We start from the raw sequence: 20,388 nt of genomic DNA, 5'->3' as shown, positions 1-20,388 counted from the left end.
TTTTATTGTATTAAGCTAATACACCCATGACAGTTTTAACTGATTTTGCTGATTGATCTAACGCAGCTTTTTCAGAATCAGTCAGTTCTAATTCAATTACCTGCTCAATTCCTGCAGCTCCTAATACGGTTGGAACACCTAAGTAGATGCCGTTATAACCATATTCACCCTCTAGGTAAGCAATCGCTGGTAAAATACGACGCTGATCTTTTAAGATCGCTTCTGTCATTTCCACTAAGGAAGCAGCAGGCGCGTAGTATGCACTTCCGTTACCTAATAAGTTAACGATCTCGCCGCCGCCTTTGCGTGTTCTTTCAACAATTGCTTCAAGACGCGCTTTTGGAATAAGCGTTTCAAGAGGAATACCGCCAGCATATGAGTAGCGTACAAGAGGTACCATATCGTCGCCATGTCCACCAAGTACAAAACCTGTGATATCTTTTACTGAAATGTTTAACTCCTGCGCTACGAACGTACGGAAACGTGCAGAATCTAATACGCCTGATTGACCGATTACGCGGTTTTTAGGAAAACCAGATTCTTTAAATACTGTATACGTCATAGCATCTACCGGGTTTGTCAACACGATGATGTGACAGTTTGGCGAGTATTTAACAACTTCTTGAGTAACAGACTTCATGATTTTTTGGTTCGTTGTTACTAAATCATCGCGACTCATACCTGGCTTGCGCGCGATACCAGCTGTAATAATGACAATGTCAGAATCAGCTGTGTCTTCGTAGTTGGCTGTTCCTGTAATGTTAGCGTCAAAGCCTTGTACAGGACTTGCTTCTAACATATCCAGCGCTTTACCTTTAGCTGGATTTTCTAATTGCGGAATATCAACTAATACAACATCAGCTAATTCTTTTTGACCAATTAAAAAAGCAGTTGTAGCTCCTGTAAAGCCCGCTCCGATAACAGATACTTTTTTACGCATATTTGCCATTATAATTCCTCCCCTAAATGAATAGCTATTAAACTGTTACTTGTTTTCCTAGATTGCTAATTAATTCATCAGCAAACTCTGAACACTTCACTTCTGTTGCGCCGTCCATTAAACGTGCGAAATCATATGTTACTACTTTTGAAGCAATTGTTTTTTCCATTGATTTCATGATTAAATCCGCTGCTTCATTCCAGCCAAGGTGTTCAAGCATTAACACACCTGATAATAATACAGAAGATGGGTTTACTTTATCTAAACCAGCATATTTAGGTGCTGTACCGTGAGTTGCTTCAAAGATAGCATGTCCAGTTTCGTAGTTGATATTTGCCCCTGGAGCAATTCCGATACCACCAACTTGTGCTGCTAATGCATCTGAAATGTAATCTCCATTTAAATTCATTGTTGCTACTACATCGAATTCACGTGGACGAGTTAAAATTTGTTGTAAGAAGATATCTGCAATTGAATCTTTTACAATAATTTTTCCTGCTGCTTCCGCTTCTGCTTGAGCTTTGTTTGCAGCCTGTGCACCTTCTTTTTCAACGATGCGGTCATATTGAGCCCAAGTAAATACTTTATCGCCGAATTCTTTTTCAGCTAGCTCATAGCCCCAATTTTTAAATGCGCCTTCTGTATATTTCATAATGTTACCTTTGTGTACAAGCGTAACAGACTTGCGGCCTTGTTCAATTGCATAGTTGATTGCTGCACGCACAAGACGCTCTGTTCCTTCAGAAGAAATAGGCTTAATACCTAATCCAGAAGTTTCAGGGAAACGGATTTTATTTACGCCTAATTCCGTTTGTAGGAATGAAACAAGCTTTTGTACTTCTTCAGAACCCTTCGCATATTCAATACCAGCATAAATATCTTCAGTATTTTCACGGAAGATAACCATATCTGTATCTTCAGGGCGCTTAATTGGAGAAGGTACGCCGTCAAAGTAGCGAACAGGACGTAAGCATGTGAATAAGTCTAATTCTTGACGCAATGCCACGTTTAGAGAACGAATTCCACCGCCTACTGGTGTTGTTAATGGTCCTTTGATTGCAATTATGTATTCGCGAATTGCATCTAACGTTTCTTCCGGTAACCATTCGCCAGTTTGATTAAATGCTTTTTCACCTGCTAATACTTCTTTCCAAACGATTTCTTTTTCACCATTGTATGCTTTTGCAACCGCTGCTTCTAATACGCGAGAAGCTGCTGCCCAGATATCCGGACCAATTCCGTCACCTTCGATAAATGGAATGATTGGGTTATTTGGTACGTTTAATACGCCGTTTGCTACAGAAATTTGTTCACCTTTTGTCATGAGAATGACCTCCTTAAAAAATTTGTCTACTTTCACTTATGGAAAAGTGCTCAACGAACGTGAGCACCTTCGTCACATTGTTTAGCTGCGCTCTTCAAGCGGAATGTACGTTTGTTTTCCAGGACCGATATAATCAGCTCTTGGACGAATCAAACGATTGTTTGAATACTGCTCTAAAATGTGAGCAATCCATCCTGATACGCGGCTTACGGCAAAGATCGGAGTAAATAGATCGTGATCAATCCCTAAGCTGTGGTATACAGAAGCTGAATAGAAATCAACGTTTGGCGGAAGCTTTTTCTCGCCTGTTACGATCTCTTCAATTTTCACTGACATATCGTATAGCGTTGTATCTCCTGCTTGTTTGGTAAGTTTTTCAGACATTTCTTTCAAGTGCTTGGCACGAGGATCACCCTGCTGATACACACGATGTCCAAATCCCATAATCTTTTCTTTTTTCGCGAGCTTTTCGCGAATATAAGGTTCCGCGTTTTCAACTGTTTGAATGTCAGACAACATTTTCATAACAGCTTCATTCGCTCCCCCGTGAAGAGGACCCTTTAACGCTCCAATAGCGGCTGTAATTCCTGAATAAATATCGGATAACGTTGCCACACAGACACGAGCTGTAAAAGTTGAAGCATTTAGCTCATGGTCAGCGTGTAAGACAAGTGCTTTATCAAATGCCTCTACTTGGATATCAGTTGGCTCTTCGCCGGTTAACATATATAAAAAGTTAGCGGCAATGCTATAGTTTTCGTTTGGTTCAATTGGCTCTAATCCGTTACGGACTCTTGAAAAAGCCGTTACCACCGTTGGTAATTGTGCTTGCAAACGAACAGCTTTGCGATAATTTGCTTCTTCATCCATTAAATCAGCTTCAGGATCGTACAACCCCAATAGTGATACGACTGTTCTTAAAGCTGCCATTGGATGAACATCTTTAATTGGATAAGTTTTGAAATGCTCTAAGACTTCTTGGGGTAATTTAGCGTTTTCTGCTAGTAATCTAGAAAACACAGATAATTCTTCTTTGTTAGGTAATTTTCCGTGCCATAGTAAATACACCACTTCTTCAAATGTTGCATAATTCGCTAAATCATCAATATTGTAGCCTTGATATGTTAAAGTGTCATCAATAATTGAACTTACTGCTGACGTTGTAGCGACTACCCCTTCTAGACCTCGAGTTGCTGTCATAAATCTCCACTCCTTTACAGAAAAAATTCCCCATACCTTTCTGTGTAAAACGTGAAAAACAAAATTGAGCCTCTGCTCAACTAGACATTAAATGATATACGAAGCGCCTCTTTTGAATATATATCTTGGAAGAACATTTCTTCACCCCACGCAAAGAAAATGCTTACATTTCCATTTGTTTCAATAACACACAAAATCAAAACATCTGCATGTGTCATTGCTTTGTTACAGCCCTATAGGTAAAACATACAATTGTATGTAAAAAGATGCGGCCTCAAAATATATTATAAACAATTATCTGACTTTTGTGAATCAAAAGAGAGAAGAAATTTTAAAAAAATTATTATTATACAAAAATTTCTACGAAAAAAGTTCAGTTAATTTCATAAATAAATAAGCGATTCCAGCACCGATTAACGGACCTACTGCTACCCCTTGAAACAGCGCCACAGCAAGAATTGTGCCAAAAACTAAAGCGGTCGTAATATGCGGATCATCTTCCAAGAGTGAAAGTCCATATTTAGCAATAATTGCCACAGCAATTCCGGCTCCTAGAGCAATCCAGGCATAAGAAGATTTCACGGCCTCTCCTAATTGTTTGAATCCTATGTCTCCTGTTGCAATTGGCACAAGAACGGCAATTGTAATAACCGTTACTCCAATATTAATTCCTTTTGATTGTAGAAACGGAAAAACCTTACCGTCTAACCCGATTAATTTTAAAATAAGTAAAAATGCAACTGCAATGATTAATGATTGATTTTTAGCCACTAATCCAATTACGAGTAAAACAGCTAAAAAAAGCATGGGTTGTGAGAACATTTTACTCATCCTTTCTTTTTTTATTGTGATAAATCTAAAGCGTATTACGTAAATATTTTATGAGTAGCTTTTTCTTTTGTTGACTATCGTTTACAAGGAGGCCTCTATTTATTGTGTACAAGCTTCATTTACATCGACTATTTCGCTTAGCTTGTGTGTTGACAATTATTGCAGCATCTATATTTCTTAGTTATTATGTCTCTTCTCTCATATATCCATTTATTATCGCCTGCTGCATCGCTTTTTTTATAAATCCTATGGTTAATCTATTTGAATTGAAGCTGCGCTTACCCCGCTACTTAGCTGTTTTACTGTCAATGGTTCTTATCTTCTCTCTTTTAGCCGGACTTATTACGTTACTTATCACAGAAATCATTGCAGGAAGTACGTATTTAGCGAAAGTTGTTCCCACAAATTTCAAAGAAGTGGTCATATTTATTGAAAATATTGCTACAGAACAAATACTTCCGTTTTATGAACGCATTACTTCTATGTTTAATAACTTAAATACCGGTCAGCAAGCAACTATTTTATCGAACATTAAAGGGGTAGGCAACCATATCGCTCAAACGGTGGGCGATTTTTTGCAAAATGTATTGCAAAGCATCCCAGTACTTTTATCCGTATTGCCTAATGCAGCTACTGTGATTATTTTTTCATTACTGGCTACTTTTTTTATTAGTAAAGATTGGTACAAGCTGATGGCTAAAAGCAGCGTGTTTATTCCTAAAAAAGTAAGGGAAAATGGACAGACAGTTGTTGTGGAGCTTAAAAATGCACTGTTTGGTTTTATTAAAGCTCAGCTTACGCTTATTTCGATTACCACAATCATCGTTCTTTTTGGTTTACTTGTTCTTAGGGTTGATTATGCTATTACAGTCGCTTTATTGATTGGCTTAGTAGATATTCTTCCTTACCTCGGAACAGGACTGGTTTTTGTTCCTTGGATGATTTATGCCTTTGCCACAGATAACGTGTCATTTGCTGTAGGGCTTTCGGTACTATATGCTGTAGTACTTGTGCAGCGACAAATTATGGAACCAAAAATTTTGTCATCAAGCATTGGTCTTGATCCTCTCGCTACATTAATTGCTTTATTTGTAGGATATCAATTGATTGGATTTTTCGGATTAATAGTTGGCCCTGTTATTCTTGTTATTCTAAAAACACTTCATACAACGGGGGTTTTTAAAGAAACGTGGCAATTTATTATAGGAAAATGAAAAAGTGTGTGAAAGAAGCTTCTTTCACACACTTTCTAGTTAACGAATAATCGTCATTCGATTACGTCCTTGAAAAAATCTTCTTAGCCACGTTAAAAGAAAAGGCTTAACGATTCTGCGTGTAAACGGCAGTAAAAAGATAAAGCCTACAACATCTGTCAAGAAGCCTGGAAACAGCAGAAACAGTCCGCCAAATAGTACACACATACCATCAAGGATTTCACCGCTTGGAACATGTCCCTGGCTCATCTGACGCTGTGCCTTTTGAAAAAGAGATGTTCCTTGTTTTTTCGCTAGAAACGCACCCATAAAACTGGTAGCAATAATCAGTAAAAATGTTGACATTACACCAATGAGATGACTTGAATAAATCAAAATCATTACCTCAACAGCAGGTACAATAAGAAGGAGCGGAAGAAGCTTCCTCACCATCATCACCTCTTCGCTTATTGAATTGCCTAAACAAAAAGAGAAGGATTACCCTTCTCTTTTTTCTATCATCTACGTGTTCTTACAGTACGCTTGCGTGTCCGTTGTATACGACACCACGTGAAGCATCAACTGTAATATCTTGATCTTCTGAGAATACGCTTGTTGCGTTTTCTACGCCTACAATGACAGGAATGCTTAAGTTTAACCCTACTACAGCTGCATGGCTTGTTAGACCGCCTTCTTCTGTAATAAGAGCTCCAGCTTTTTCGATTGCACTGATCATATCGCGATCTGTGCTGTTTGTAACAAGGATAGCACCTTCAGTCATTTTTGCATTTGCTTCTTCAGCAGTTTTAGCAATAACTACTTTACCAACTGCTGCTTTACGACCAATTCCTTGTCCTTTAGCAAGAACGTCACCTACAACTTGAACTTTCATTAAGTTCGTTGCACCTGATTCTCCAACTGGAACACCAGCTGTAATAACCACTAAGTCGCCGTGTGCTACAACGCCTGTTTTCACTGCGTCATTTACAGCGTGATCTAACATATCGTCAATTGTATTTACGCGCTCACCAACAACTGGTGTAACACCCCATACTAGAGACAGACGACGTGCAACAGAATCGTTTGCTGCAACAGCTACGATTGGAGATTGCGGACGATATTTAGAAACGATTTTCGCTGTATAACCACTTTCTGTTGGCGCTACGATTGCACTAGCGTTTAAGTTAAGCGCTGTGTGTACAACAGATTGTCCAATTGCATCTGTAATAGATGGGCCAACTTGCTTGCTGCGCTGTTGTAAAATCTCAGAGTAGTTTAGAGCTTGCTCAGCACGAGAAGCGATTGAATGCATTGTTTGTACAGCTTCAACTGGGTAAGAACCTGCAGCTGTTTCACCAGATAACATAATTGCATCTGTACCATCAAAGATAGCATTGGCAACGTCACTTGCTTCCGCACGAGTCGGGCGCGGGTTGCGTTGCATTGAATCAAGCATTTGTGTAGCTGTAATAACTGGTTTGCCAAGCGCATTACATTGTTTGATTAGATCTTTTTGTACTAATGGTACTTCTTCAGCAGGAATTTCTACTCCTAAGTCACCACGAGCAACCATTAAACCGTCTGAAACTTCAAGAATTTCCTTGATGTTATCTACGCCTTCTTGGTTTTCGATTTTTGAGATGATTTGAATGTGAGCTGCATTGTGTTTTTCTAGTAGTTCACGAATTTCTAATACATCAGATGCGCGACGCACAAAAGAAGCAGCGATAAAATCAATGCCTTGTTCGATACCGAATACAATATCGCTTGCATCTTTTTCAGTGATACCAGGAAGGTTTACACTTACATTTGGCACGTTTACACCTTTTTTATTTTTTAATGTACCAGGGTTAAGTACTTTTGTTTTGATTTCACCATCAGTTTTATTGATGTCTAGTACTTCAAGACCGATTAAACCGTCATCTAAAAGGATTTTTGATCCTACGTGTACGTCATCGATTAGACCTGGATATGTAATTGAGAATTTTTCAGTTGTTCCCACTACTTCTGTCATAGAAACAATGATTTCAGAGCCTTCTTCTAACTCAATTGCACCATTTTCCATTGTATTTGTACGAATTTCAGGTCCTTTTGTATCAAGTAAGATACCTACTGTTTTACCTGTTTGTTTCGCAGCTTCACGAATGTTAACAATACGTGCACCGTGCTCTTCAAAGTCACCGTGAGAGAAGTTTAGACGACAAACGTTTAAGCCTGAGTTAATTAGTTCAACTAATTTTTCTACACTTTCACTCGCTGGTCCAATAGTACATACAATTTTAGTTTTACGCATTCAAATTTCCTCCTATATATTTACTATTTACTCTTTAGATAGGGCAAATAGCTATTTCTTTTACTAACCTTGTACTAGCAGGCTATGAACAAATATTTTGTTGCCCTGACTTGTTCACCTTGCTTTACGTGTAACTTATGAAATACCTACGTAGCGCTGAATCAAATAGCAAACAAATAAACAGCACTTTAACGATGAATTTCTTCATCGTTTGCTTCTTGTTTTACTATTCCCTGCAATTCATACAGCAATACTTGCTGCCTGATTTGTCTTATATATCTCACGTTTTAGAGAAAAGACAAACGCTCGCACAGCTGCTAGTAACCATAGGAAATTTTTTAAAAACACTCTTTTTCTACTTTTACTTAAAGGTTTTTGCTGTCTATAAAATACCACGAAGAACTTGTAAACACAATAGAGAAGGGCTATACAAAGCGCACAAAAACGCGCACCCTTATTTTTCAAGAGTGCACGTTTCTTTATTTTATAGTAATGGCATCGTTTTCAGCTGCAAATTGTCCGATTTTTTTGTATTTTAAATAACGCTCTTCCACTAGCTCTTCTTTTGATAAATTCATCAGCTCTTTTAATGATTTCTTGATAATGCCCTCCATGTATCCAGCTTGTGCATCGATATCTCGGTGAGCTCCGCCTTTTACCTCTGAAACCATTTCATCTACAATACCCAGTTCTTTCAAATCTGGTGCTGTAATCTTCATCGTTTCAGCAGCTTTTTTCGCAAGAGAAGAATCTTTCCAAAGAATGGCTGCCGCTCCTTCTGGAGAAATAACTGAATACGTCGAGTTCTCAAGCATATGAAGGTGATTTCCTAAACCTAATGCCAAGGCTCCTCCGCTTCCTCCTTCTCCAATTACAATGCAAATAACAGGTACAGTTAAGCCAGCCATTTCGAAAAGATTTTTCGCAATAGCTTCGCTTTGTCCGCGCTCTTCTGCCGCTTTCCCTGGATAAGCTCCTTTTGTATCAATAAAGCAAATAATTGGGCGGTTAAATTTCTCCGCTTGCTTCATTAGACGCAGTGCTTTACGGTAGCCTTCAGGATGAGGCATACCAAAATTACGGCGAATATTTTCTTTCGTATCTTTACCTCTCTGATGTCCAATCACGGTAACAGGCACGCCATTAAACTTGGCAATTCCTCCTACGATTGCTTCATCATCTCCATAAAAGCGGTCTCCATGACACTCTAAAAAGTTTGTAAACAAGCGAGAAATATAATCGAGTGTTGTAGGACGCTCAGGATGACGAGCAATTTGAACACGGTTCCATGGGCTTAGATGATTGTAAATATCGTTTTCTACTTTTTCTAAGCGATTTTCTAACTTATCAATTTCGCTAGATAAATCCACTTCTGTATTTTTAGCAAACTCTTTAAGCTCTGCAATCTTGTTTCGCAACTCAACAATTGGACGTTCAAATTCTAATTCGCTTACCACTCGATGTCACCTCCTGCTACGTGTATATCTAAAATAGTTGTTAACGTTTCTTTTAAATCATGACGGTCAATAACTCCGTCTAGCTGACCATGCTTCAACAGAAATTCCGACGTCTGAAAATCTTCTGGAAGCTCTTCTCTAATTGTTTGTTCAATAATACGTCTTCCAGCAAAGCCAATTAACGCACCCGGCTCGGCTAAATTATAATCACCTAACGAAGCAAAGCTTGCTGACACGCCTCCTGTGGTAGGATGTGTCATAATCGAAATGATTAAGCCGCCTTCATCACTGAACATTTTAAGAGCTGCGCTAGTTTTAGCCATTTGCATCAAGCTCAGAACACCTTCTTGCATACGTGCACCGCCTGAAGCTGTGAAAATAAGGAATGGAACATGCATTTCCTTCGCTTTTTCAATGGCGCGAGTAATTTTCTCGCCGACTACAGAGCCCATGCTTCCCATACGGAAGTGTGAATCCATAACAGCAACTACTACTTTAATGCCTTCAATATCTCCTTCACCCGTAACAATCGCTTCACTCAAATTAGTTTTCTCACGATCTTTTTCGAGCTTTTCAAGATAATCAGGGAACCCAAGAGGATTTTCTGACGTCATATCTTTGTCGTATTCAACAAACGTTCCGCTGTCGATTAAGCTTTCGATACGCTCTGGTGCTGTCATTTGATGATGATATCCACAGTTTAAGCATACTTTTAAGTTTTTATTTAACTCTTTCGTATACATTATTTTTTTACACTTTTTACACTTGGTCATAATTCCTTCAGGTACATCTTGTCTCATATGCTCAGAAGGAATCGTAGCATATTTTCGTTTTTTTGGAGTTTTTGTGTTTTTTGTAAATAAATCTCGTAACAAGGTGTAACCTCCTTTTGGTTCTTTTCTTTATCATAAGAACCTTTATTCTTCCTCTTCTTCTACTATTTACAAGTTGTGAAAATCCGCCTCAAATACAAATCAAGTGACGGATAGACAAAAATTGGACGAATTGTTCGCTTCACTTTATTAGTTGCTATTTACTTTACTAGATGACTGTTTGATTTTGTGTAGAAAGATGGCATGTCTCTTTCGACAAATTCCTTCTTTCACACTTGTTTGTAGCACTGATGGTGAAGATTTAATACAGCTGCTTCATCTTTTTTAGCTAACGCCTCTACTAATTCACTTATCAGAGTGTCGCTTGGCGCTGAGTTTTGTTGAAAAGTTTGAGAAAAGCGGCAAATAATCAGCCAGATTCGGTGTAATAGCCGATTAGGCTGCAAAGAAAACAAATAGTCAAACAAGTTCTTCAAACAATCGTCATTCTGCTTTTGAATTGCTTTCGAAACATTGATTTCGTCCTGTTCCGCTAAAACAAAATACAAACAGCTCTTTTCAAGAATATATCTCGTCTGAATTAAATCTGATTTTGTTTTACCGTCTTGTACTAAAAAAGTAGCTAATAAATCAATAAATTGATGATCCCCTACTTCTTTAATAAACGTACCTTCACCTCTTCTAGTTTCAATCAACCCAATTAGCTCTAACGCTCTGAGCGCTTCTCGAACGGAAGAACGTCCTGCGCCTAACCGTTCAGAAAGCTCTCGTTCTGACGGGATTTTATCCCCCGTAGTTAAACGATCGTCTTCCATTAGCTGGCGAATTTGTTTTAGAATTTCTACATATACTTTTGAACGTTCATTCTTCAAGTTTACTACCACTCACTTTACATTACTTTAACAGGCATGCTTGAAGCATCATGCCTGTCAAAGAACAGTTGATGTAACCTTATTCAATAATCGCTAAGCGACGTGTATTTTCAGCTACGGCTTCTGGCTTTACTTTTATTCGGGCAACGCCTGTTTCCATAGCTGCTTTTGCAACAGCGGCGGCTACTGCCGGAGCCACTCGTGCATCAAATGGACCTGGAATCACATAGTCTGTATTCAAGTCCTCTTCCGTAATTAAATTAGCAATGGCCTCAACTGCAGCCATTTTCATTTTTTCATTAATATGAGTAGCACGTACATCTAGTGCACCTCGGAATATCCCCGGAAACGCTAAGACATTGTTCACTTGATTAGGAAAATCAGAACGTCCGGTGCCGATTACTTTCGCGCCAGCTTTTTTAGCTTCTTCTGGCATAATTTCAGGCACCGGATTTGCCATTGCAAAAATGATTGGATCTGGATTCATCTTTCCAATCATCTCCGGTGTGAGTGCTCCTTCAACCGAAACTCCAATAAATACGTCCGCTTCTTCTAACGCATCAGCTAACGTACCTTCTACTTTGCTTCGATTTGTATAGGCTGCAACTTCATCTTTTATACGGTTCATGCCGTGAGGACGCTTGTCATAAATCGTTCCTTTGGAATCACACATAATGATATCGCGCACTCCATAGCTGTATAATAATTTAATAATAGCAATGCCAGCAGCTCCTGCTCCATTCGCTACCACTTTGATTTGTGACATTTTTCTTCCTGTCAGCTTCAGGGCATTAAGAAGGCCCGCTACCGTAACAATAGCCGTCCCATGCTGATCATCATGAAAAACCGGGATATTTGTTTCCTTTTTCAACCGCTCTTCAATTTCAAAACAGTTAGGAGCCGCAATATCTTCTAAATTAACGCCTCCAAAAGTAGGTTCTAGCAATTTAACAGTTTCTATAATTTTGTCCACATCTGTCGTGTTTAAACAAATTGGGAATGCATCTACGCCGGCAAAACTTTTAAAAAGGACAGCTTTCCCTTCCATTACTGGCAGAGCAGCTTCAGGACCTATATTGCCCAAGCCCAATACGGCAGTGCCATCAGATACAACAGCTACCATATTTCCTTTCATCGTATATTCATATACATTGTTTACATCATCATATATTTCTTTGCAAGGTTCTGCTACACCAGGGGAATAAGCAAGGCTTAAATCCTCTGCGTTTCGAACAGGAATTTTGGACTTTGATTCTAGTTTACCTTTGTTAATGCGGTGCATATGCAATGCTTCTTCACGTAAAGACAATGAATTTCACTCCCAATAAACAAAATGATAACAAATACTGCGCCTGAACCATGTTCTTTCCCACACTCATATGATGTTATAAATCCAATTGCATTTCATTTCAAGAAAAACGCATCTAATTCGTATATTTCATAAAAAACGGTGGTCAGACCACTTTTTTAACTATTTTACCATATAACATCACATGAAATCTGTAAAGACTATATCTTCTTGAACACAACGTGCTTCTCTCCTAGCATTGCTTTTAAAGTTTTTATTAACTCGTCGCTTCGTTCAATAGAATAGTGAACGGGAAGCTTGGCCAATTGACGTTCTGCCTCATAATAAATTTTCACGGGGATTTTCCCTCTATGAGACTGAAAGTGCTGGTAAATAGTATGAAGCAGCTTTTCTGTACCTTGCTTTGTTTCTATACGTAAGTATAATTCTTCTGACGGTAGTTTTTGAACCGCCTCGCTAGCAGCTTCAGCACGTTGACAAACAATTTGCTGCTGCCCATTTCTTTCATCTATCTTTCCTTGTATCAGTAAAACCTTACCTTGTTCAAACAGCAGACGATTCTGCTCAAATACGCGGGGAAACGCAACAACTTCTCCTTCTCCACTTTCATCCGTGATGCGTAAAAAGGCCATTTGCTCTCCTTTTTTCGTTCGAATGACGCGAATTTCCAACACAAATACTAAAAGAGAGACCGCTTTTCCTGAAGCGTATTCTTTCATATCGTGAAGAGAAACAACAGAATAAAAGGAATTCAGTGCTTCATACTGAGAAGCAGGGTGGCTTGATAAATAAAAACCTAGCATATCTTTTTCATACTGAAGCCGATCTTCTATTTTCAGTTCCTCTTTTTCCATGTATTTAGGCTTTAACGAAAATTCAGCTCCAAATCCAAAGTCATCATCTGGGAGTACCAAGCTTGCATGTTCAAACGCTACATCAATCGTTGCTAATAAAGTAGCTCGATTTTCTCCAAACTCATCAAAGCCTCCAGACAGAATCAAAGCTTCAAGCGCCTTTTTATTCACGGCTTTTTGTGAAACACGGGCACAAAAATCAAATAAGTCTTCAAATCTTTTTTTCTTTCGCTCTTCTGTTATTTCCTGCATAGCTGCTGCACCAATATGTTTAATCGCTGCAAGGCTATACCTTATACTTTCACCTTCTACGTTAAACGAATACATGCTCTTGTTAATAGAAGGCGGGAGAACTTGTATTTTTTTTCTTTTTAGTTCATTAATGTATTGAGCAATTTTCCCTTCGTTTCCAATAACGCTCGTTAGTAAAGCTGAAAAGAACTGTAGCGGGTAATGTGCTTTCAAATAAGCTAACTGATAGGCTACCATACTGTAAGCAACAGCATGACTTCGGTTGAAGCCATAATCAGCAAAACGCACAATAAGGTCATACACTCGATTAGCAACGGATAGGTCATATCCTTTCTTCTTGCTTCCTTGGATAAAATGAGCTCGTTCACGATCCAGCACTGCCCGTTCTTTTTTACTAACTGCTCTTCTCAACAAATCTGCTTCTCCAAGAGAAAAACCGGCCATTTTTGAAGCAATCTGCATAATTTGCTCTTGATACACGATAACGCCGTGCGTGGATTGTAAAATGTCTTTAAGCGTAGGATGATCATATATTACCTTCTCCACTCCATGCTTGCGCTTAATATAGGTTGGAATATTTTCCATCGGACCAGGTCTATACAGCGCGTTAACTGCTACAATATCTTCTAGCTCTGTAGGTTTTAATTGCTGAAGCACTCTTCTCATTCCATCTGACTCTAGCTGAAAAATACCGGTCGTATCCCCTTTACTCAGCAGTTCAAAAGTTTTCTGATCGTTAAATGGTATATGAGACAGTGACAGCTTTCGATTCATGTCCCGCTCAATTTTCTTTAAAATATGATCTAAAATGGTTAAGTTGCGCAAACCTAAAAAGTCCATTTTCAAAAGCCCAACGTCTTGCAGAGCTTCCATTGGATATTGAGTCAGATATACATCATCATGCCCTTCTTGTACAGCTACAGATTGCGTCAGCGGCTTCTCACTAATCACAACGCCTGCTGCATGCGTAGAAGTATGCCTTGGCAGTCCTTCTATCTTCATGGCAATGTTGTACCATTGTTTTCTGGCTTCATTTTCAGATAAATAGTCTTGAAGAACTCTTGAATCACGAAGAGCGCTTTTTAACGTTGTACCTGGTTTAGTTGGAATTGCTTTGGACATTTTGTTTAGCGCCTCTTGATTAAATCCCATCACTCTCCCTACATCACGTACGGCTGCTTTAGCTGCTAATGTTCCAAATGTAATGATTTGAGCTACATGCAGCGCTCCATATTTTTGAGCCACATACTGAATGACTTGATCTCGTTTGTTATCAGGAAAATCAATATCAATATCAGGCATCGAAATACGTTCAGGGTTTAAAAAGCGCTCAAATAAAAGCTGATGCTGAATTGGATCAACATTTGTAATTCGCAAGGCGTATGAGACCAGTGAGCCTGCCGCTGAACCACGGCCTGGGCCCGTTAAGATACCGTGTTCATGAGCATAATTCATAAAATCCCATACTATAAGAAAGTAATCACTAAAGCGCATATTTTCAATAATGTTCAGCTCATAATCCAAGCGTTCCTCGTATTGTTCCGTGATCACTTGAAATCTTTCTTGCAATCCTTTTTCGCAGAGAGTGCGCAAGTAGGCTGATGATGTAACAGACGGGGGAACAGGATATTTTGGAATGGACATTACGCCTAGAGAAATTTCGAGCTCGCATCGTCTTGCGATTTTTATACTTTCTTCTATTAAAAAATGCTGGTCATGAAAGAGATCTTCCATTTCGTCAGGTGATTTGAAATAGTACTCGCTGCTCTTACTTTTTACCTCTTCATCTTCATCGCTATGTAATTTCTCTCCGTCTCGAATAGCTGCTAAACACTCATATGCATCCCGATCTTCTTTTTTTAAATATTTCACTTGATTCGTCGCAACAAGCGGGATATTTTCTTCAGCAGCAAGTTCCGTTAACTGCTGATTTATAAAAGCTTCATCCTGTCCGTGGCGCTGTATCGATATATACAAAGACTGCGAATATACTTTTTTAAAGAATTGAAGGACTTGCTTGGCATCTTGAAGTTTGTTTTCTGCTAGCAGGGTTTCAATCTCTCCAGTTACACCGGGTGTAATAGCAATCAACCCGCCGCTGTAATGATGGAGCCATTTTTTATTTACACCGTGTTTTTCCTTGGTTTGAACTAAACTGCTTAGTTTTAATAGATTTTCATATCCCTTATCATTTTCCGCTAACAAAACTAAAGGGTACGCTCGCTCGCTTTCTTCATGTTCTAGGATTGATAATGTGAGCCCAATAATTGGCTTGATCCCCGCTTTCACGCAGGCTTTATAAAAAGGAATGACTCCGTACATCACGTTTTCATCAGTCAAAGCAATCGCTTCATAGTTCATTTTCTTAGCTGTTTCTACAAGTTCATGAATACGAACGGAACTGCTTAGTAAGCTATAAGAACTTTGAAGCTGCAAGTGAACAAAAGGCACAGGACTTCCCACCTTTCTTTAATTCTTTATTCTTATTATAAATTTTGTTGCCGGCGTAGACAAATTACATAACTCTGAGCGTTTGTCCATATATATGTAGGAAGCGTGATTCATTGATAAAATAGTAAAGGAGGACACGTCATGACAAAAGAGCCTTTTATGTCTCTTTTCATTTGGAGTTACTTCACTTCATTAGGTATTATTTTAGGTGGTTCATTAATTGGAGCATTTGCGGGGTTTTTAATTGGAAAATCTCCTTTATACGTCATGCATACCCTCAGCAATAGTTTGAAAATCTGGGCAATTGTCGGAGCAATTGGAGGAACATTTGATACGTTTTACAGCTTTGAGCGAGGACTCTTTGAAGGAGCCACAAAAGATGTATTCAAACAAATCCTTTTAATTCTATCCGCTATGGGAGGAGCTCAGACCGGGGCTCTTATCATCAAGTGGTTAACTCAGGAGCATTTTGTATGAGGGTACCCAGCGAGCGAATGTTCAAGCGCTCCGACTGGCAGCGTTTTTTTGCCGGTATAGTCATTGGAGCAATTGTTAGCTGGGGGGTGTTTTTAACGATTTATGGCGTTTCAAGAGATAAAGAGCTAGAAGAAGTTCGAATTGCTAATGATAAGCTAGAAAAAGCAAATTTGCAAATTAGCGCATGGCAAGAAGATGTAAAAGCATTAAACAAGGAAATGAAGCAGCATTTGATTATTCAGAATGTGAAAGTAAAATTAGTAAACGGCAATCGTTATAAAGTAAACTCTGTGGTTGAATACAATATTCAAAAAAGCGTCGACGAAGAAGCACAGCACTTAATTGCCCAAGATATTGAAAGTGCGTATCGAAGCAGGGATATCTTAAAAAAAGCAATTGAAAATAAAAAATACGAATTCGATAAAACGATTTATGAAGTTGAAGTTCATCAAATTTATTTTTATACAACGCTTTCGATTGAAGTTCGAATTAAAAAGATGGAAAAAGTACTATAAAAAGCCGCTGATTTAAAATCAACGGCTTATTTTACAGATTACTCCTGACTGCAGAGCTCTTCTAAATCAAGTAGTAAAGGCTTTACTTCTTCCCATGAATAAATGGAAGCGCCGGACGCAAGAGGATGGCCTCCTCCGTTGTATTTTCTAGCAATTGTATTAATGACAAGCTCTTTTGAACGAAGGCGAACACGAATTTGATTTTCTTCCTCCACAAAAAACACCCACGTTTTTACTCCATCAATTTGCCCTAACGAACCGACTAGCTGAGAGGCATCAGCTGGTGTCACATCATATTTGCGAAGAATTTCATTTGGAATTTTCATATGAGCAACTCCTGCTGGAGACATCGTAAAGTTTTGTAGCACATATCCATGTAAGTGAGCGACGTTTTCTTTTGTTTTGTATAACTGATCATATACATCTTTAAAATTGAAACCATATTGAATCAATTCACTTGCATAGCAAAACGTTTTCGGCTTTGTATTTGGAAATAAAAATCGCCCCGTATCTCCGACGATACCGCTGAAGATCAGCTTTGCTCCTTCATCATTCAGAGATAATCCTTTTTCTTTTCCTTCCAAGTAAAATTCATAAATCATTTCGCTTGTTGAAGAAGCAGACGTCTCAACCCAAAGCAAATCACCATAAGGAGTTTGGTTTGGATGGTGATCAATTTTAATGACCATTTTTCCATTTACGTAGCGCTGATCTGATACTCGTGCTTCATTAGCCGTATCACAAACGATGACAAGCGCATCCTTGTAGGTGTCATCAGCGATGTCATCCATACGGTATAAAAATTTTAATGACTCCGCTTCTTCTCCCGTTACGTATACCTTCTTCTCCGGAAAAGATGTTTTTAACAATTCCGCTAATCCGCACTGAGATCCGTATGCATCTGGATCTGGACGAATGTGCCGGTGAATAATGATGGTGTCAAACTGCTTAATAGCTTCTAATATTTGTGCTTTCATTTTCTCTCTCCTGTCAATACTGTTCTTGTTTTATGTACGCACCACATGCACTTACACTTCCACAGCGCTGTATCCATATTATTTATTAAATCATATCTCTTCTCTTTTTTAAAAGAAGAATCAATCACTAGTAGAATTTTCTGTCATCGACCTGTAAAATAATAGATACTACTGTAAACACTTTCAACACTACGCATTACTAACATCTAGAAACATTACAGATAGAAATACACCGGACTGGAGGGGCGTCTGTGCCATTTTTTATGATTTTAATCGTTGTGTCCTTTGTTTTCTACATGTATTTAAAAGTAAAATACGTACGTTCGAAACGCCCAATGGAACGAAAATGGATTTCCGCTAAGTCGAGTATTTGTCTTGGCTCTTTTGTATTATTTTTTGGAATCAATCAATGGTTTATTTACGAAACAAGCCTTTCGCTTATCATCGGCATACTATTTGTATTATTCGGTTCAGGCAGCATATTAGCCGGTATCAAAGCTTACAAGTACTATCAGCCTTATGCAATAAAAGAAGCTGATCAAATGTAAAAGAAGCTGCAGAGCAGCTTCTTTTTTATACTCTTTCCAATAACTGAGCCATCATCATCGCTTTCCCTACTACAACCCCGGCATTGTAGACTTCTACATCTAATTTAGCAAACTTCCGACCAAGTTCTAATAGCTTAGGACGAATTTCAATTACGCTTTCAATTTGAACTGGCTTAATAAAATAAACGGTGATGTTTTCAATAACCAAATCACCTTTTTTATATAAGCGAAGAACACGATTGGCGGCTTCCGTTACAATAGTAGTGAAAACTCCGTATGAAATAGTCCCCATATAATTCGTCATTTGCGGCGTTACTTCACAGCGATACACCGGTGCTTCTTTTGTCTCTTGTACATCCATAAATTGATTGGTTACAATGTCGTCAATGGTTTCTCCTACCTGCGGTTGACGCTGAATCATTTGCAGCGCCTTTAAAACATCTTGACGGCTGATAATGCCCTCTAGCCGGTGGTAATCATCCACTACAGGCAGCACTTCAATCCCTTCCCATACCATCATATGCGCAGAAGAAGCGACCGATGTTTTCCCATGAACCGTCATGGGATTTTTCGTCATTACTTTTTCAATTGAAGTAGAAAGGTCATATCCAATAACATCTTTTGAGGTGACCATACCGTGAACTTTCATATGCTGATCCACTACAGGAAAACGACTGTGGTGAGTCTTATCGTTACATTCATGCCATTTTTCAATCGTATCGGTTAACTGCAAGCTAACCGCTTCAGAGATAGGTGTTAAAATATCCTCTACAAGCACAATTTCTTTTTTTATCAGCTGATCATAAATGGCACGATTAATCATCGTTGCAACTGTAAACGTATCATAGCTCGTTGAAATAATAGGAAGCTTAAGATCATCCGCAAGCTTCTTAACCCATTCTTCCGTATCAAAGCCGCCCGTAATTAACACGGCTGCTCCTGCTTCAAGAGCTAATTCATGAGCGTTTACTCGATTCCCTACGATAAGAAGGTTTCCGGCCTCGGTATATCTCATCATAGCATCAAGCTTCATCGCTCCAATAACAAACTTGTTTAACGTTTTATGCAAACCTTCACGTCCGCCCAGCACTTGTCCATCCACGATGTTTACTACTTCAGCAAACGTGAGCTTTTCAATGTTTTCTTTCTTCTTTCGTTCAATTCGAATGGTCCCAACTCGTTCAATCGTTGAAACATATCCTTTATTTTCCGCGTCTTTTATTGCTCGGTACGCCGTGCCTTCACTGACATTCAGTTCTTTGGCAATTTGGCGCACTGAAATTTTTTCACCAATTGGAAGCGAATCGATATACTGTAAAATTTGCTCATGTTTTGTCGCCACGTGTACTTCACCCTTCTAAAACGTTTTTACGTTTCATATGTCTTTTCTTTTATTATACGGGGGAAGTGAAATGGATTCAATCTAACCTCTTTGACGCAAAGGCTTTCTCGCACTATTTTTTTGAATACCTGCCTTCTTGCGGCGCGGTGCATAAAGCAGTGATGACAAATTGCCTCCGGCTACAAAAAGAGCAAAGGTAAGCCAGCTTATACTAAAAATCCCTTGCAAACTCGAAGTTGTTAACACTAAGTGCGGCATTGCATAGTAAAGCATCACTCCGCATAATAAAAGCGATAAAATAACTCGATTTTTTTCCATAGCTCTCCCTCCTTATTATTACTATCGTATGCAGGGAAGTAAAAAAAGCAGAACGTTTCTTTACAAATAAAAAGAGATTAAGACATAACTGCATCGATTCAATCTAAAGACGAACAAATGTGAGACATGAGCTGAACCGCTTGTGACACCGCAGTTGATTTCCGTGCAAGACTTCGCTTTCCGCGGGCGGCCGGTGAGCCTCCTCGTCGCTTGCACTCCTGCGGGGTCTCACCTATTCCGCTTTTCCCGCAGGAGTCTTCGTCTTGCCCTCCAATCAACAGCTAGAAGCCGCTACATATATGAAACCTACGTTCACCATAACAATAAAAAAAGAACGAGTGATCGATATTATCGATTACTCGTTCTTTTTTAACTTTAACTGAAATCGTTTTGTCCCAGCCT

At 38.9% G+C, this 20,388-nt stretch carries 19 protein-coding genes; 4 read left to right on the top strand and 15 right to left on the bottom strand.

All coding sequences use genetic code 11. The features are described from left to right. Nucleotides 1-10: 10 nt before the first annotated feature. The 4 genes from mdh to ACFX4N_RS20370 form a co-directional block, all read right to left on the bottom strand. On the bottom strand, nt 11-949 hold the full coding sequence (mdh, locus tag ACFX4N_RS20385) for a malate dehydrogenase (RefSeq protein WP_013059443.1): 939 nt from the start codon (nt 947-949) through the stop codon (nt 11-13). Between the two features lie 28 nt (nt 950-977). Beyond that, the gene (gene icd, locus ACFX4N_RS20380; protein ID WP_255255780.1) at nt 978-2,270 is read right to left on the bottom strand and encodes an NADP-dependent isocitrate dehydrogenase; all 1,293 of its coding nucleotides are present in this window, start codon (nt 2,268-2,270) and stop codon (nt 978-980) included. A gap of 75 nt (nt 2,271-2,345) precedes the next feature. Beyond that, nucleotides 2,346-3,464 carry a citrate synthase gene (citZ, locus tag ACFX4N_RS20375; protein ID WP_013059445.1) on the bottom strand — a complete coding sequence of 373 codons (1,119 nt, stop codon included), beginning with the start codon at nt 3,462-3,464 and terminating at the stop codon, nt 2,346-2,348. Nucleotides 3,465-3,824: 360 nt separating this feature from the next. After that, a complete protein-coding gene (locus ACFX4N_RS20370) occupies nt 3,825-4,286 on the bottom strand; it encodes a DUF441 domain-containing protein (RefSeq protein WP_328142499.1) in 462 nt (153 codons plus the stop codon). Nucleotides 4,287-4,399: 113 nt separating this feature from the next. Here ACFX4N_RS20370 and ytvI point away from each other — a divergent pair, with 113 nt between their 5' ends. Further along, the gene (ytvI, locus tag ACFX4N_RS20365; protein ID WP_013059447.1) at nt 4,400-5,509 is read left to right on the top strand and encodes a sporulation integral membrane protein YtvI; all 1,110 of its coding nucleotides are present in this window, start codon (nt 4,400-4,402) and stop codon (nt 5,507-5,509) included. Between the two features lie 39 nt (nt 5,510-5,548). Here the strand turns inward: ytvI and ACFX4N_RS20360 are convergent, their stop codons facing one another. The 7 genes from ACFX4N_RS20360 to dnaE all read right to left on the bottom strand — a co-directional run bounded on the left by ACFX4N_RS20360 (nt 5,549) and on the right by dnaE (nt 15,809). Beyond that, the gene (locus ACFX4N_RS20360; RefSeq protein WP_035438703.1) at nt 5,549-5,941 is read right to left on the bottom strand and encodes an FxsA family protein; all 393 of its coding nucleotides are present in this window, start codon (nt 5,939-5,941) and stop codon (nt 5,549-5,551) included. A gap of 79 nt (nt 5,942-6,020) precedes the next feature. Beyond that, the gene (gene pyk / locus ACFX4N_RS20355) at nt 6,021-7,781 is read right to left on the bottom strand and encodes a pyruvate kinase (RefSeq protein WP_013059449.1); all 1,761 of its coding nucleotides are present in this window, start codon (nt 7,779-7,781) and stop codon (nt 6,021-6,023) included. Between the two features lie 479 nt (nt 7,782-8,260). Continuing rightward, nucleotides 8,261-9,238, bottom strand: coding sequence for an acetyl-CoA carboxylase carboxyl transferase subunit alpha (accA, locus tag ACFX4N_RS20350; RefSeq protein WP_013059450.1), 978 nt, complete (start codon nt 9,236-9,238; stop codon nt 8,261-8,263). Beyond that, nucleotides 9,232-10,113: an acetyl-CoA carboxylase, carboxyltransferase subunit beta gene (gene accD, locus ACFX4N_RS20345; protein WP_013059451.1), complete on the bottom strand. Its 882-nt coding sequence runs from the start codon at nt 10,111-10,113 to the stop codon at nt 9,232-9,234. The genes accA and accD overlap by 7 nt, the downstream gene beginning before the upstream one ends. 227 nt (nt 10,114-10,340) lie before the next feature. After that, on the bottom strand, nt 10,341-10,955 hold the full coding sequence (locus ACFX4N_RS20340) for a FadR/GntR family transcriptional regulator (protein ID WP_225519097.1): 615 nt from the start codon (nt 10,953-10,955) through the stop codon (nt 10,341-10,343). Between the two features lie 67 nt (nt 10,956-11,022). Further along, nucleotides 11,023-12,252: an NADP-dependent malic enzyme gene (gene ystJ, locus ACFX4N_RS20335; RefSeq protein ID WP_013059453.1), complete on the bottom strand. Its 1,230-nt coding sequence runs from the start codon at nt 12,250-12,252 to the stop codon at nt 11,023-11,025. A 200-nt stretch (nt 12,253-12,452) separates the two neighbouring features. Beyond that, on the bottom strand, nt 12,453-15,809 hold the full coding sequence (gene dnaE, locus ACFX4N_RS20330; RefSeq protein WP_192099942.1) for a DNA polymerase III subunit alpha: 3,357 nt from the start codon (nt 15,807-15,809) through the stop codon (nt 12,453-12,455). 141 nt (nt 15,810-15,950) lie between these two features. On the opposite strand from dnaE, the gene ytrH reads away from it, so the two are divergent. Both ytrH and ytrI read left to right on the top strand, forming a co-directional pair. Further along, complete coding sequence (ytrH, locus tag ACFX4N_RS20325; RefSeq protein WP_013059455.1) at nt 15,951-16,286, top strand: sporulation membrane protein YtrH; 336 nt, start codon at nt 15,951-15,953, stop codon at nt 16,284-16,286. Then, a complete protein-coding gene (gene ytrI, locus ACFX4N_RS20320) occupies nt 16,283-16,801 on the top strand; it encodes a sporulation membrane protein YtrI (protein WP_029320005.1) in 519 nt (172 codons plus the stop codon). The genes ytrH and ytrI overlap by 4 nt, the downstream gene beginning before the upstream one ends. A 38-nt stretch (nt 16,802-16,839) precedes the next feature. Here the strand turns inward: ytrI and ACFX4N_RS20315 are convergent, their stop codons facing one another. After that, the gene (locus ACFX4N_RS20315) at nt 16,840-17,778 is read right to left on the bottom strand and encodes a DHH family phosphoesterase (protein ID WP_013059457.1); all 939 of its coding nucleotides are present in this window, start codon (nt 17,776-17,778) and stop codon (nt 16,840-16,842) included. Nucleotides 17,779-18,029: 251 nt separating this feature from the next. On the opposite strand from ACFX4N_RS20315, the gene ACFX4N_RS20310 reads away from it, so the two are divergent. After that, the gene (locus tag ACFX4N_RS20310) at nt 18,030-18,326 is read left to right on the top strand and encodes a YtpI family protein (protein WP_013059458.1); all 297 of its coding nucleotides are present in this window, start codon (nt 18,030-18,032) and stop codon (nt 18,324-18,326) included. Between the two features lie 25 nt (nt 18,327-18,351). Here ACFX4N_RS20310 and ACFX4N_RS20305 read toward each other — a convergent pair whose 3' ends face one another. From ACFX4N_RS20305 to ACFX4N_RS20295, 3 genes are all read right to left on the bottom strand, one after another. After that, nucleotides 18,352-19,668, bottom strand: a complete 1,317-nt coding sequence (locus tag ACFX4N_RS20305) for a CBS domain-containing protein (protein ID WP_013059459.1) — start codon at nt 19,666-19,668, stop codon at nt 18,352-18,354. 81 nt (nt 19,669-19,749) lie between these two features. Beyond that, nucleotides 19,750-19,986, bottom strand: a complete 237-nt coding sequence (locus ACFX4N_RS20300; RefSeq protein WP_013059460.1) for a hypothetical protein — start codon at nt 19,984-19,986, stop codon at nt 19,750-19,752. Between the two features lie 98 nt (nt 19,987-20,084). Next, nucleotides 20,085-20,264: a hypothetical protein gene (locus ACFX4N_RS20295; RefSeq protein WP_170960227.1), complete on the bottom strand. Its 180-nt coding sequence runs from the start codon at nt 20,262-20,264 to the stop codon at nt 20,085-20,087. Between the last annotated feature and the right edge of the window lie 124 nt (nt 20,265-20,388).

This window comes from Priestia sp. YIM B13551, from assembly GCF_042787905.1.
In the GTDB taxonomy this organism is placed as follows: Bacteria; Bacillota; Bacilli; order Bacillales; family Bacillaceae_H; genus Priestia.
The sequence above is the reverse complement of the archived record's forward strand: the minus strand, read 5'-3'. Positions and strand labels throughout refer to the sequence as shown.

Excerpts from the sequence above, each read along its gene's own strand:
- mdh (WP_013059443.1), bottom strand. The coding sequence starts at position 949 with ATGGCAAATATGCGTAAAAAAGTATCTGTTATCGGAGCGGGCTTTACA.
- citZ (WP_013059445.1), bottom strand. The coding sequence starts at position 3,464 with ATGACAGCAACTCGAGGTCTAGAAGGGGTAGTCGCTACAACGTCAGCA.
- ACFX4N_RS20370 (WP_328142499.1), bottom strand. The coding sequence starts at position 4,286 with ATGTTCTCACAACCCATGCTTTTTTTAGCTGTTTTACTCGTAATTGGA.
- ACFX4N_RS20360 (WP_035438703.1), bottom strand. The coding sequence starts at position 5,941 with ATGGTGAGGAAGCTTCTTCCGCTCCTTCTTATTGTACCTGCTGTTGAG.
- pyk (WP_013059449.1), bottom strand. The coding sequence starts at position 7,781 with ATGCGTAAAACTAAAATTGTATGTACTATTGGACCAGCGAGTGAAAGT.
- ytrH (WP_013059455.1), top strand. The coding sequence starts at position 15,951 with ATGACAAAAGAGCCTTTTATGTCTCTTTTCATTTGGAGTTACTTCACT.
- ytrI (WP_029320005.1), top strand. The coding sequence starts at position 16,283 with ATGAGGGTACCCAGCGAGCGAATGTTCAAGCGCTCCGACTGGCAGCGT.
- ACFX4N_RS20315 (WP_013059457.1), bottom strand. The coding sequence starts at position 17,778 with ATGAAAGCACAAATATTAGAAGCTATTAAGCAGTTTGACACCATCATT.
- ACFX4N_RS20300 (WP_013059460.1), bottom strand. The coding sequence starts at position 19,986 with ATGGAAAAAAATCGAGTTATTTTATCGCTTTTATTATGCGGAGTGATG.